Origin of the sequence: Klebsiella sp. CB_Kp196, from assembly GCF_040061575.1 — a bacterium.
GTDB lineage: Bacteria > Pseudomonadota > Gammaproteobacteria > Enterobacterales > Enterobacteriaceae > Klebsiella > Klebsiella michiganensis.
Map to the genome: position 1 here is coordinate 46,428 of NZ_JBEAFH010000081.1, position 12,612 is coordinate 59,039.

General features: G+C 56.8%; 14 protein-coding genes. 5 read left to right on the forward strand and 9 right to left on the reverse strand.

Annotated features, from left to right (window positions below):
• Positions 1-320: 320 nt before the first annotated feature.
• The 7 genes from urtE to ABLU87_RS26800 form a co-directional block, all read right to left on the reverse strand.
• Entirely contained in the window at positions 321-1,019 is a 699-nt protein-coding gene (gene urtE / locus ABLU87_RS26770; RefSeq protein ID WP_014229495.1) for an urea ABC transporter ATP-binding subunit UrtE, read from the reverse strand.
• 9 nt (positions 1,020-1,028) lie between these two features.
• Positions 1,029-1,826, reverse strand: coding sequence for an urea ABC transporter ATP-binding protein UrtD (urtD, locus tag ABLU87_RS26775; protein ID WP_025105756.1), 798 nt, complete (start codon positions 1,824-1,826; stop codon positions 1,029-1,031).
• Positions 1,826-2,899, reverse strand: coding sequence for an urea ABC transporter permease subunit UrtC (urtC, locus tag ABLU87_RS26780; protein ID WP_014229497.1), 1,074 nt, complete (start codon positions 2,897-2,899; stop codon positions 1,826-1,828). Before urtC ends, urtD begins: the two co-directional genes overlap by 1 nt.
• Positions 2,899-4,473: an urea ABC transporter permease subunit UrtB gene (gene urtB, locus ABLU87_RS26785; protein ID WP_064406394.1), complete on the reverse strand. Its 1,575-nt coding sequence runs from the start codon at positions 4,471-4,473 to the stop codon at positions 2,899-2,901. Before urtB ends, urtC begins: the two co-directional genes overlap by 1 nt.
• Positions 4,474-4,557: 84 nt before the next feature.
• Positions 4,558-5,829: an urea ABC transporter substrate-binding protein gene (gene urtA / locus ABLU87_RS26790; protein ID WP_014229499.1), complete on the reverse strand. Its 1,272-nt coding sequence runs from the start codon at positions 5,827-5,829 to the stop codon at positions 4,558-4,560.
• A gap of 177 nt (positions 5,830-6,006) precedes the next feature.
• Positions 6,007-7,110 carry a cobalamin-independent methionine synthase II family protein gene (locus ABLU87_RS26795; RefSeq protein WP_049070776.1) on the reverse strand — a complete coding sequence of 368 codons (1,104 nt, stop codon included), beginning with the start codon at positions 7,108-7,110 and terminating at the stop codon, positions 6,007-6,009.
• Positions 7,111-7,259: 149 nt separating this feature from the next.
• Positions 7,260-7,652: a rhodanese-like domain-containing protein gene (locus tag ABLU87_RS26800; RefSeq protein ID WP_004851202.1), complete on the reverse strand. Its 393-nt coding sequence runs from the start codon at positions 7,650-7,652 to the stop codon at positions 7,260-7,262.
• 67 nt (positions 7,653-7,719) lie between these two features.
• Between ABLU87_RS26800 and ftrA the strand changes: the two genes are divergently transcribed.
• From ftrA to ABLU87_RS26815, 3 genes are all read left to right on the forward strand, one after another.
• Positions 7,720-8,742, forward strand: coding sequence for a transcriptional regulator FtrA (ftrA, locus tag ABLU87_RS26805; RefSeq protein ID WP_122116918.1), 1,023 nt, complete (start codon positions 7,720-7,722; stop codon positions 8,740-8,742).
• Between the two features lie 122 nt (positions 8,743-8,864).
• A complete protein-coding gene (gene mgtS, locus ABLU87_RS26810) occupies positions 8,865-8,960 on the forward strand; it encodes a protein MgtS (RefSeq protein WP_004102377.1) in 96 nt (31 codons plus the stop codon).
• Between the two features lie 218 nt (positions 8,961-9,178).
• A complete protein-coding gene (locus ABLU87_RS26815) occupies positions 9,179-9,457 on the forward strand; it encodes a hypothetical protein (RefSeq protein WP_122116917.1) in 279 nt (92 codons plus the stop codon).
• Positions 9,458-9,599: 142 nt separating this feature from the next.
• Here ABLU87_RS26815 and ABLU87_RS26820 read toward each other — a convergent pair whose 3' ends face one another.
• A complete protein-coding gene (locus tag ABLU87_RS26820; protein WP_032694476.1) occupies positions 9,600-10,631 on the reverse strand; it encodes a methionine synthase in 1,032 nt (343 codons plus the stop codon).
• Between the two features lie 27 nt (positions 10,632-10,658).
• Positions 10,659-11,636, reverse strand: a complete 978-nt coding sequence (locus ABLU87_RS26825) for a DUF1852 domain-containing protein (RefSeq protein ID WP_122116916.1) — start codon at positions 11,634-11,636, stop codon at positions 10,659-10,661.
• A gap of 181 nt (positions 11,637-11,817) precedes the next feature.
• Here ABLU87_RS26825 and ABLU87_RS26830 point away from each other — a divergent pair, with 181 nt between their 5' ends.
• Together ABLU87_RS26830 and iraP are read left to right on the forward strand one after the other, a co-directional pair.
• Entirely contained in the window at positions 11,818-12,099 is a 282-nt protein-coding gene (locus ABLU87_RS26830; RefSeq protein ID WP_142402410.1) for a hypothetical protein, read from the forward strand.
• Positions 12,100-12,226: 127 nt separating this feature from the next.
• On the forward strand, positions 12,227-12,538 hold the full coding sequence (gene iraP, locus ABLU87_RS26835; RefSeq protein WP_004851215.1) for an anti-adapter protein IraP: 312 nt from the start codon (positions 12,227-12,229) through the stop codon (positions 12,536-12,538).
• The last annotated feature ends 74 nt before the right edge of the window (positions 12,539-12,612 follow it).

The window sequence follows — 12,612 nt, forward strand, 5'->3', positions numbered from 1 at the left end:
TCATCGCCGTGTGCGAGCGGTAGCCCGGACAGATGCGCAGCATCGCCTCCGGGAAACCATATCTAGTGCGGACTATGGCGCTCTCCCCGGGGGCGGCGCAAAGCGCCTTGCCCGGGCTACGGGTCCATCGCCGTCTGCGAGCGGTAGCCCGGACAGATGCGCAGCATCGCCTCCGGGAATCATATCCAATGCGCCCTGTGGCGAACTCCCCGGGGGCGGCGCAAAGCGCCTTGCCCGGGCTACGGGCCAGCAGACTGCTGTATACCTGTAGCCCGGCTAAGCGCAGCGCGAGCCGGGGGGAGGCCGCCATCCGGGGCGAGTTAAATGGTGACCATCCCGCGGACCCCTTCGGCTTCCATATCGCCGCCGTTGCCCTGCTGGATAATCGCGCCGCGCGACATCACCAGATAGCGATCCGCCAGACCGGCGGCAAAATCATAAAACTGCTCGACCAGCAGAATCGCCATATCCCCGCGGTTCGCCAGCTGGCGAATCACCTCGCCAATCTCCTTAATCACCGACGGCTGAATGCCCTCCGTCGGTTCATCAAGAATCAACAGCTGCGGACGGCTGGCCAGCGCGCGGCCAATGGCCAGCTGCTGCTGCTGCCCGCCGGAAAGATCGCCCCCGCGCCGCTGCTTCATGGTTTTCAGCACCGGAAACAGCTGATAAATCTCTTCCGGTACCGCGCGCGCGTCGCGGGCGGGAAAGCGGGACAGCCCCATCAGCAGATTCTCCTCCACCGTCAGGCGCGGAAAAATCTCCCGCCCCTGGGGCACGTAGGCGATCCCCGACTGCACCCGCTGGTGCGGTTTACGGTGGGTGATATTCTTCTCCTGCCACAGCACCTCGCCGCTGCGCGCCGGGATCAGCCCCATCAGGCACTTCAGCAAGGTGGTTTTTCCCACCCCGTTGCGCCCGAGCAGGCAGGTGATCTCGCCCTGGCGAGCGGCAAAATCCACTCCACGCAGGATATGGCTGCCGCCATAATATTGATGTAGTTGATTAACCTGTAACATCCGCGCTCCTTAGCGTCCGAGATAAACTTCAATCACCTGTTCGTTGGCCTGCACCTCGCGCAGCGACCCTTCCGCCAGCACCTGTCCCTGATGCAGCACCGTCACTCTGTCGGCGATGGTCTCGACAAAGCCCATATCATGCTCGACCACCATCAGCGAATGCTGCCCGGCAAGGGTGCGGAACAGCTCGGCGGTATATTCTGTCTCCGCATCGGTCATCCCGGCGGCGGGTTCGTCAAGCAGCAGCAGATGCGGCTCCTGCACCAGCAGCATGCCGATTTCCAGAAACTGCTTTTGCCCGTGCGACAGCAGCCCCGCCGGCCGATAGCGTTCGCCCTCCAGCCGCAGCAGGCGCAGGGTTTCGCTGATTCGGTCGGCCTGCTCGCTGTTCAGGCGCGCCCGCAGGCTGGCCCACACCGATTTATCACCTTTCATTGCCAGTTCGAGATTCTCTGCCACCGTCAGCGCCTCAAAGACGGTCGGTTTCTGAAACTTGCGCCCGATGCCCTGGCGGGCGATGGCGATGGGATCGAGGGTGGTTAAGTCCACCGACTGATCGTAAAGCGCCCTGCCGCTCTGCGGCCGGGTTTTGCCGGTGATGACGTCCATCAGGGTGGTTTTACCGGCGCCGTTCGGCCCAATCACGCAGCGTAGCTCGCCCACGCCAATCTGCAGCGACAGGTTGGTCAACGCCTGAAAACCGTCAAAGTTGACGTTAATCTCTTCCAGCTGCAGTACCGGATCGGTCTGCTCGCGAAAGCGGTCCGTCGGCAGCTGGCGGGTAAATAGCTCTTCATCCAATGGCATCAGCGATCTCCTTTACGCAGCAGGCCGATAACGCCACGCGGTAAAAACAGCGTCACGATAATAAAAATCAGTCCCAGAAAGAGCTGCCAGTACTCCGGCATCGCCACGGTAAAGTAGCTTTTCGCGCCGTTGACCAGCCCCGCGCCGAGCACCGGGCCGATTAAGGTTCCGCGACCGCCGAGCGCCACCCAGATGGCCGCTTCGATAGAGTTGGTCGGCGACATTTCGCTGGGGTTGATGATCCCGACCTGCGGCACGTACAGCGCCCCCGCCAGGCCGCACAGTACGGCTGAAAGGGTCCATACCAGCAGCTTAAAGCCGCGCGGGTCGTAGCCGCAGAACATCAGGCGGTTTTCAGCATCGCGCACCGCCGTCAGCACGCGGCCAAACTTGCTTTGCGCCAGCAAATAGCCAATCCACAGGGTGAGCAACAGCAGCAGTACCGTGGCCATAAACAGCGCCGCCCGCGTGCTGATGGCGGTGACGGAGAAACCGAGCAGCGTGGTAAAGCCGGTAAAACCGTTGTTACCGCCAAAGCCGGTTTCGTTACGGAAAAACAGCAGCATCCCGGCGTAGGTGAGCGCCTGGGTCATAATCGAAAAATAGACGCCTTTGATTTTCGAGCGGAAGGCGAACCAGCCGAAAACCAGCGCCAGCAGGCCGGGCACCAGCACCACCAGCAGCATAGCCCAGGCGAAATGCTGGGTGCCCCACCAGAACCACGGCAGCTCGCTCCACGACAAAAACGACATAAAGGCCGGCAATCCGTCGCCCGCCGCCTGGCGCATCAGGTACATGCCCATGGCGTAGCCGCCGAGGGCAAAAAAGATCCCATGGCCAAGCGAGAGCATCCCGGCATAGCCCCAGACCAAATCCAGCGCCACGGCGACAATGGCGTAGCAGAGGATCTTGCCGGTCAGCGTCAGCAGCCAGGTGGAGACCGCCAGCGGATGCGTGGCGGGCAGCAGCGCCAGAAACGGCATACTTAGCAGGCCCAGCAGTAACAGCACGCCGAACCAGCGCAGCGGGCGCGGCGCTTTGCGCGCCAGCGTTAAGGTAATAGGTTGGCTCATCAGTCAATAACCCTCCCTTTGAGGGCGAACAGTCCCTGGGGACGTTTCTGGATAAACAGGATAATCAAGACCAGAATCAGGATCTTACCCAGCACGGCTCCCATCTGCGGTTCAAGGATTTTGTTAAAGATGCCAAGACCAAACGCCGCCGCCACGCTGCCCGCCAGCTGACCAACGCCGCCGAGCACCACCACGAGGAAGGAGTCAATAATGTAGCCCTGGCCCAGCTCGGGCCCGACGTTACCGAGCTGCGACAGCGCGACGCCGCCCAGCCCCGCGATCCCCGAACCGAGGCCAAACGCCAGCATATCGACCCGTCCGGTCGGCACGCCGCAGCAGGCCGCCATCGCGCGGTTTTGCGTCACCGCCCGCACGTTCATCCCTAGCCGGGTCTTGTTCAGCGTCAGCCAGGTAAAGAGCAGCACCAGCAGCACGAAAACCAGTACCGCCAGACGGTTCCACGGCAGGATGAGATTCGGCAGAACCTGCACGCCGCCGGAGAGCCATGCCGGATTGGCGACCTCAACGTTCTGCGCGCCAAACAGCATGCGCACCAGCTGAATCAGCATCAGGCTGATCCCCCATGTGGCGAGCAGCGTCTCAAGCGGGCGCCCGTAGAGATGACGGATCACGGTGCGTTCCAGCACCATACCGATACCGCCGGTGATCAGGAACGCCACCGGCAGCGCAATCAGCGGATAGAAGGCCAGCCACTGCGGCGCCAGCTGCGCCAGCGCCTGCTGAACCAGCCAGCAGCTGTAGGCGCCAATCATCAGCATCTCACCGTGGGCCATATTGATCACCCCGAGCAGACCGTAGGTGATGGCCAGACCGAGCGCGGCGAGCAGCAGGACAGAACCGAGGGAGAGGCCCATAAAAGCCTGGCCGAGAAGATCGCCCAGCAGCAGACGGTGCTGGATTTTACTCAGGCTCTCCTGGGCCGCCGCGCGAATCGCCGGGTCCGGCTCATGCCGGGCATCGGTATACGGCGTCAGCAGCGCCTGGGTTTCCGGGTCACCGGAGTGGCCGAGCAGCGCGATGGCCGCCAGCCGCAGTGCGGGCTGAGGACTGACAAGCTGTAAACGGGCCAGCGCAATTTCCAGCTGCGACTTCACCGCGCCGTCGGTTTCCGCCGTCAGACGCTGCTGTAACAGCCCCGCCATCTCAGGCGTCGCTTCGCGCTGCAGGGTTTTCGCCGCCGCGGCCCTTTCCGTGACGTTGTCACTAACCAGGAGATGCGTCGCCAGCGCGCCTGCCGCCAGGTTACGCAGGCGGTTGGTCAGACGCACCGGTTTTGTTGGGCCGACGGGCGCCGGAACCGCGCCCAGCGCCAGCAGGCTGTCGCCCTGTTTGCTGAACGCATGACCGCCGCTATCGGATTGCAATGTTTCACTTTTCAGCGCCCGCAGCAGCGGTAAACGCGGCGCTTCGGGCGCGGCGGCCCACTGTTCCAGCAGCTGAGCCTGCTGGCTGCGATTGGCCGCCACAAAATCGTCGGCGTCCGCTGCCTGCGCCCGCCACGGTATCAAGACCATCAGCAGCGCGAAGTAACACATGAGGCGTAATGCGTTCATGGTCGTTCTCCTTTTCGGGGAAATCCGGGCTTCGGGCCCGGAAGACTGAATCATTCCCCCCGGCGCAGCGCCGGGGTCTAACGCTTAGTTGCTGACGGTTTTAACCGGGTGATCCGGCTTTTTATCATTCCCGGCAATCCACGGGCTCCACGGCTGGGCGCGTACCGGCTCTTCGGTCTGCCAGACCACGTTAAACTGGCCGTTGCTTTCAATTTCGCCAATCATTACCGGCTTGTGCAGGTGATGATTGGTGGCATCCATGGTCAGGGTAAAGCCTGACGGCGCCTTGAAGGTTTGGCCGGCCATGGCATCACGCACCTTGTCGACATCGGTCGATCCTGCTTTCGTCACCGCCTGCGCCCACATGTGCAGGCCAACCCAGGTCGCTTCCATCGGGTCATTGGTTACCACGGTATCGGCGTTTGGCAGCTTGTGGGCTTTGGCGTAAGCGCGATAGTCGGCAACAAACTGTTTGTTGGTTGGGTTATCGACGGACTCGAAGTAGTTCCACGCCGCGAGGTTGCCCACCAGCGGTTTAGTATCAATCCCGCGCAGCTCCTCCTCGCCCACGGAAAAGGCTACCACCGGCACGTCCGTCGCTTTCAGCCCCTGATTAGCCAGCTCTTTATAGAACGGAACGTTGGAATCACCGTTGATGGTAGAGACCACCGCGGTTTTACCGCCGGCGGAGAACTTCTTGATATTGGCGACGATAGTCTGATAGTCGCTATAGCCGAACGGGGTATAGACCTCTTCGATGTCTTTATCCTGAATGCCTTTGGCGTGCAGGAAAGCGCGGAGAATTTTGTTGGTGGTGCGCGGGTAGACGTAGTCGGTACCGAGCAGGAAGAAGCGTTTCGCCCCGCCGCCGTCTTCGCTCAGCAGGTATTCCACCGCCGGAATCGCCTGCTGGTTTGGCGCCGCGCCGGTGTAGAAGACGTTCGGCGACATCTCTTCGCCTTCATACTGTACCGGGTAGAAGAGCAGACCGTTCAGCTCTTCAAATACCGGCAGAACCGATTTGCGTGATACGGAGGTCCAGCAGCCGAACACCGCCGCCACCTTATCCTGCGTCAGCAGTTGACGCGCTTTTTCGGCGAACAGCGGCCAGTTTGATGCCGGATCCACCACGACCGGTTCCAGTTTTTTACCCAGCACGCCGCCTTTGGCGTTGATGTCATCGATAGCCATCAGGGCGACATCTTTCAGCGGGGTTTCAGAAATCGCCATCGTCCCGGAAAGCGAGTGCATAATGCCGACTTTAATGGTGTCGGCGGCATAAACCTGTAAGGAGAAGCCCATGCTAATAACAGAGGCGGAGAGAGCAAAAGCTTTTAATAGTGTTCGACGCTGCATGTGTGTCACTCCTGAATAGCGCAAAAACAAAAAAATGAATTAACGACTCACCGGAAGTGATAAGGCAAAAACGATGCCAGGTTGTGAAAGCGTCTGAAAGCGCGGCAGAATACGGGGAGAATAAAGGCGGGTGCACAGCGTTGCCTTAAAATAGTGCAACGCTGCGCTATGGAGAGATTACCAGACCTGCGCGGCGATGCCGGTGACCAGGCGGACTTTATCCCACTGCTGGGCTTCGGTCAGAGAGTTACCCTCTTCGGTGGAAGCAAAACCGCACTGCGGGCTGAGGCAAATTTGCGCCAGCGGGACGTACTGCGCCGCCTCCTGCAGACGAGCCTTCACCCCTTCCGGGTTTTCCAGCTCCCCGTTTTTAGTGGTGATCAGGCCCAGTACCACCTGCTGATGGCCGGGGCGAACGTAGCGCAGCGGCGCGAAGTCGCCGGAACGGTCATTGTCATATTCGAGGAAGAACGCGTCGATGTTAACGCCGCCGAACAGCACTTCCGCAACCGGCTCGTAGCCGCCCTCGGAGATCCAGGTCGAGCGGAAGTTACCGCGACACACGTGCAGGCCAACGGTCAGATCCTCCGGCTTCCCTTCCAGGGCCTTATTCAGAACGCGGGCATAAATGCGCGCCAGCTCATCCGGGTCTTCGCCGCGCTCGCGCACCTGCTGTCGCTGCTCATCGGAGCAGAGGTAGGCCCAGACGGTGTCATCAAGCTGTAAATAGCGGCAGCCCGCATCGTAGAAGGCGCGAATGGCATCGCGCCAGGTGGTTGCCAGGTCATCGAAATAGTCGGCGAGATCCGGATACACCGTCGCGTCGATATCTTTCCGGCCGCCGCGGAAGTGCAGCACGCTCGGGCTGGGAATGGTCATCTTCGGCTGAGCGCTGCCGCTGATGCTCTTCAGATAGCGAAAATCTTCCAGCATCGGGTGATTGCCAAAGGCCAGTTTACCGGTGACGCGAACGCCGTGCGCTTTGGTCTGTACCCCGTTGAACTGAATGCCCTTTTCTGAATCGTAGCGCTCAACGCCCTGTAGTCCGTCAAAGAAATCAAAGTGCCACCACGCGCGGCGGAACTCACCGTCGGTGACCACATGCAGCCCGCACTCGCACTGCTGCTGCACCAGAACGCGAATCGCCTCATTTTCTATCTGCCGCAGCTGCTGCGCGTCGATGGTGCCGGCGGCCAGCTGCTGACGGGCCTGTTTGATGGCGTCCGGACGTAAAAAGCTGCCGACAATATCTGCGCGGAACGGGGCCTGATGACGTTGCATGGTGTCTCCTTAGCGGCGGGCAAAGTTAATTACCCACCGTGATAGTTCATTATTTGAATTTATAGACTTCTGGATGGCTATATGTCCAGATACTGGCATGCAGAGGTTTCATCGGCAAACGACAATATTTCATGGCACATGAAATAAATTCACTTTGCGAAAGGCAACCCTTCATCTTCCCAGCCGGTCAGGCCGCCGAGCATCATTTTTACCGGGCGCCCCAGCAGAGCCAGCTTCATGGCGGCGACGTCCGCCCCGTTGCAGTGCGGCCCGGCGCAGTAGACCACAAACAGCGTGTCATCAGGCCACTGCGCCATTCTGGTTTCATCAATTTGTCGGTGCGGTAAATGCAGGGCGCCCGGGAGATGACGACGGGCAAAGGTTTCTTCACTGCCGACGACGTGCAGCAGAACAAAATCCACTTCTCCTTCGCGCATCGCGCTGTAGACATCGGCGCAGTCGGTCTCGAGGCTTAGCTTATGACGAAACCAGGCGGCGGCGTCGGTAGAACTGGCGGGGGCAATAGCGGTTACAACACTCATGGCATCTTCTCCTTGTCTGTGATACCACTACTTTAATTAACCGCCTGCGCGACATCTGCCGAGAACCATGACTGAAAACGCTGAAATCCTGACAATCCCATCCGTGACGTTGTCACGCCACCGGGTTGTTGCCCTCGCCTACGATGGCCTGTGTACCTTTGAATTTGGCGTCGCCGTTGAGATCTTCGGCCTGCCGCGCCCGGAGATGGGCGAACGATGGTATCGCTTTGCCGTGGCCGCCGTCGACGACGGTGAGCTGCGGGCAACCGGCGGAATTCGGCTCATGACCGATGGCGGTATGGCGCTATTAGGCGAAGCGGACACCATCGTGGTACCCGGCTGGCGCGGTATTGACTCCCCCGTGCCGCCAGCGCTGTGCGAGGCGCTGGTCGCCGCCCATGCGCGAGGCTGCCGGATAATTTCTATCTGCTCCGGGGTTTTCGTTCTGGCCGCGGCCGGGCTGCTGAACGGCCGCCAGGCGACCACCCACTGGCGCTATACCGACCAGCTGCGGGCGCGGTTTCCGCGCATTGAGGTGATCGATGACGTGCTGTACGTCGGCGCCGAAGGCGTCATGACCTCCGCAGGCAGCGCCGCGGGTATCGATTTATGTTTGCACCTGGTGCGCGAGGACTTCGGCGTCGAAGCGGCGAATCTTGTCGCCCGACGGTTAGTGGTTTCCCCCCATCGCGACGGCGGGCAGGCGCAGCAGATTGTTCGCCCGGTGGCCAAAGCGCGGGAGAGCCAGAGGCTGGGGCAATTATTTGATTTTCTGCACCAGAATCTCGCCGCTGGCCACACCGTGGCCTCGCTGGCGGAAAGAGCCGGCATGGGGCAGCGCACGTTTTTACGCCGTTTCGAAGACGCTACCGGCAAAACCCCCGCCCGCTGGCTGCTTGACGAGCGCCTTCAGCGCGCCACGCAGCACTTAACCCACAGCCGGCTGAGCGTTGAGCAGATTGCCGAGCTTTGCGGTTTCTCAAACGCCAGCACCCTGCGCCATCACTTCCGCCAGCAGTTTGCCCTTAGCCCGTTGCAGTACAGGAAAGCGCGCTGGCGGGTAAAAAGGGAGAGTGATTCACATGGATAATAGTCACGCTGGGCAATTTGTTAATCGTTTGTTTAGATTAGTCGGGTTAAGATGTATCCAACAACCGTAAACCCGTTCAATGAGGACAACATAGCGCATAGCAAAACTAATGGAGGTTAATCATGCTGGGAAATATGCATGTATTTATGGCAGTTCTGGGAACCATTCTGTTCTTTGGATTTCTTGCCGCATACCTGAGCCACAAATGGGATGACTGATGAACGACGATAATCCCCATCCGTAAACGCCCCCTGCTGCCAATGCACCAGGGGGCGTTCTGCTTTTGGCTTGCCTATCGATGAACCACCTTATACACGATAATTTATCGTATCAGTCACCAGGAGAAACTCCGTCCGAACATCCCTCAACAGCCCACTCGATGCTGATCGTTGATAGGCTATGTTATGCTTTGTCATCATGAGCAAGGAGGCAGAATATGCATATCAATACCAAAATGAGGCTTGCGGCGCTTTTATACCTAATGGCGGCGTACGCGGTTGCTCTGCCGGGGCTTGCGCTGTTTATAGACCTGGTGATAAACGGTGGCATTATTGATATGTGGAAAGGCGCGTATTCATTTATGGACCTGCTTGCCCGACGTAAAATACTTTATCTGCAGTTTGCCGGGCTGGGCGCTACTCTGGGTTTTGTCTACTGGCTGTTTTTCTTCCGAAAATACCGCCATCACGATCCCCTCGATAAATATTTTAAATAGCGCCCGAGCGCCCGGCACGACGTACTGATTATGCCCGGTCAGCGAATGATGAAATCTGAGCCAGAAGCATTTCGCATACCTTACATACCATTCGCTGGATATCCGTCAGCTGCGGCGAGGCTTCCAGCCCTTTGCCAGGGTTCTATTTAGCCTGCAGCTCCCTGCGGATAATTTCCGCCCCGGCGCTTAGCGCATTGAGCTTGCCGCTCGCCACCGGACGCGATAGCGGCGCCATGCCGCAGTTGGTTGAAGGATAAAGCTTATCGGCATCCACAAACTGCAGCGCTTTACGTAAGGTCGCGGCGACTTCCTCCGGCGTTTCGATCGCATTGGTCGCCACGTCGATGGCTCCAACCATCACTTTTTTTCCGCGAATCAGTTCAAGCAGATCCATGGGAACACGTGAGTTATGACATTCCAGCGAGATGATATCGATGCTGGAGGTTTGCAGCTTAGGAAACGCTTCTTCATATTGTCGCCACTCTGTTCCCAGGGTCTTTTTCCAGTCGGTATTCGCTTTGATGCCGTATCCATAGCAGATATGTACCGCAGTTTCGCATTTTAGCCCTTCAACGGCTCTTTCTAAGGCCGCGATGCCCCAATCATTAACCTCATCAAAAAACACATTAAAGGCTGGCTCATCAAACTGAATAATGTCGACGCCGGCGGCCTCCAGCTCCCTGGCTTCCTGATTAAGTATCTTCGCAAATTCCCAGGCCAGTTTTTCGCGGCTCTTATAGTGATTGTCATAGAGCGTATCAATCATGGTCATGGGACCCGGCAGCGCCCACTTAATCGGCTGGCTGGTGAGCTGACGTAAAAAACGCGCATCTTCGACAAAAACGGGTTTTTGACGCTCGACGGCGCCCACGACGGTCGGAACGCTCGCATCATAGCGATTACGGATTTTAACGACTTCGCGTTTTTCAAAATCGACGCCGCTGAGGTGCTCAATAAACGTAGTAACAAAGTGCTGACGGGTTTGCTCGCCATCGCTGACGATGTCGATGCCGGCGCGCAGTTGGTCAAATAAGGACAGGCTCAGCGCGTCTTTTTTCCCGGCAATTAACTCTTCATTCTGCAGTTTCCATGGGGACCACAGTTTCTCAGGCTCTGCAAGCCAGGACGGTTTCGGTAAGCTGCCGGCTGTTGAAGTGGGTAATAATTTTGTCATTATCGATAGCCTTATATATGCGATGTCTTAAAGAGCGTAATGAGCAGACCATTGCTGCAGAATATTTTTATACGGTTTAATAAAGTGCTCTTCGGTAAACTTCCCCTGCTCTACCGCCAGTTGGCTGCGCTCTTCACGATCGTAAACAATTTTGGTTAATGAATGGTCCTGATGATGCAGATCGGGCTGATAGCAGAGTCCTGCAGCAGAGTTGGCGTTGTAGATCTCCGGGCGGTATATCTTCTGGAACGTCTCCATCGTGCTGATGGTGCTAATCAGCTCAAGGCTCGTGTAATCGCTCAGCAAATCCCCTGAGAAATAAAAGGCCAAAGGCGCAACGCTGTTTTTCGGCATAAAGTAGCGAACCCTCAGGCCCATTTTGCCAAAATATTGCTCAGTCAACGATGAACCCTCTGGCCGGTATTCGAGCCCCAGGACAGGATGTTGATTTCCGGTCTGGTGATAGGTGTCTTTGCTGGAGACGCTAAGGCAAATGACCGGTGATTTTTTGAAATTGGCCTTGTACTCCGCTGAATTGACGAAATGTTTAAATATGTTGCCGTGCAAATCGCCGAATCCTTCCGGAAGGCTAAAACCTGCGCGTCCTTTATTATGGTCTAACAGCAATACGCTAAAGTCGTAGTCGCGAACGTACGAAGAGAAATTATTGCCAACGATACCCTCAATACGTTCATCGGTCTTTTTATCAATAATGCTGGTTTGCAATATTTCAATCACCGGAAAGGTATCGCCGGTGACGCTGATATTCATTTCGGCTGAAATAATTTCCAGCGCAACGGCATAGCGATCGCCTTTGGGGTTATCCCAGTGCGCCAGCGTATTGAAACGATTGTCAATCATGACTAAGGTATTGCGCAGATTCTCCTGGCGATTTTCCCCTCTTGCTAAATTAGCAAAGTTGGTTGTAATACGCGTATTTTCTGAGGGGTTATAGTTTTCATCAAAGAGAGTGCGTTTAATAGTAAAGGTAAATTGTTGATTCATCGCAGATGTGCATCCTAAGTTCTGAGATAAAAACTGCAGTCCTTTCTGATGGTTGCAGGCTGGCGCAGGCTTCCATAAGCAGTCTTCATCTTCATATTATCTATATCGAATACAGCATGTTATGCCAGAGCCATTAGATGAGTGAAAGCGAGTTAATTTCATTACAACATGAGCCATATTCATGGTCTGGCGTCAGCCCATGCTGTATCTCGTTGAACAGAGCCAGCCGCTCTTGCCAACGAGCTTGTCCTGCCGGTTAAACATCCGTACATTTTCCTGTCGCCTGTATGAGTTGATGCTGAAGCAAGAAACATCAGAGGTCGGCCAGGCTAAACACGACCTCAAGCCTGGCGTCTTTCTTTTCAACAACCGTTCTCTTCATGCTCCTTTGCGCTCTGTCGGGCGCGATCGTTGGAGGAAAATGGAAGTGGGACCGGCGCATTTTCATGCTTTACTTTGGTGATGTCCAAAACCTGACTAACGCTACCGATATTTTTTCTGGCATATTTATGTTCTATGGTTAATTCGGATTATCAACAGCGAATATAGCCATCAACAACCCGCTCTAACTTATTGATTTGAGGGATACAATGAATAATGTCATTCTCAGCATAATTGCTAAAATTTCCGCCATGGATGCCGAAAGTAAGCAGCTTGCTGCCCAGGTCGAGGCGCAGTCTTTGCTCATTAGCGCGCTGATGCTCGCTATCGGCAAGGAAGGCGGCGTCGCGGAATTAGTTAGCAGCGTAACGAAAGCGATAAATTCGGTACTGGAATCATCTGAAGACGTTCTGAAGACGGACGCAGAACTGCTTCTGACCAAGTTTCAGGAACAAATAGCGCTCACGCAGTTGATAAGCACCCACGAAGATGAAATCAGTCATGACAGGCTAGATGATTAACAAGGGTCAGTCTGTTATAGATTGGGAATATGCAGGGCTTGCGGTTAGTCATGAGCTTACCGGCCATCAGCAAC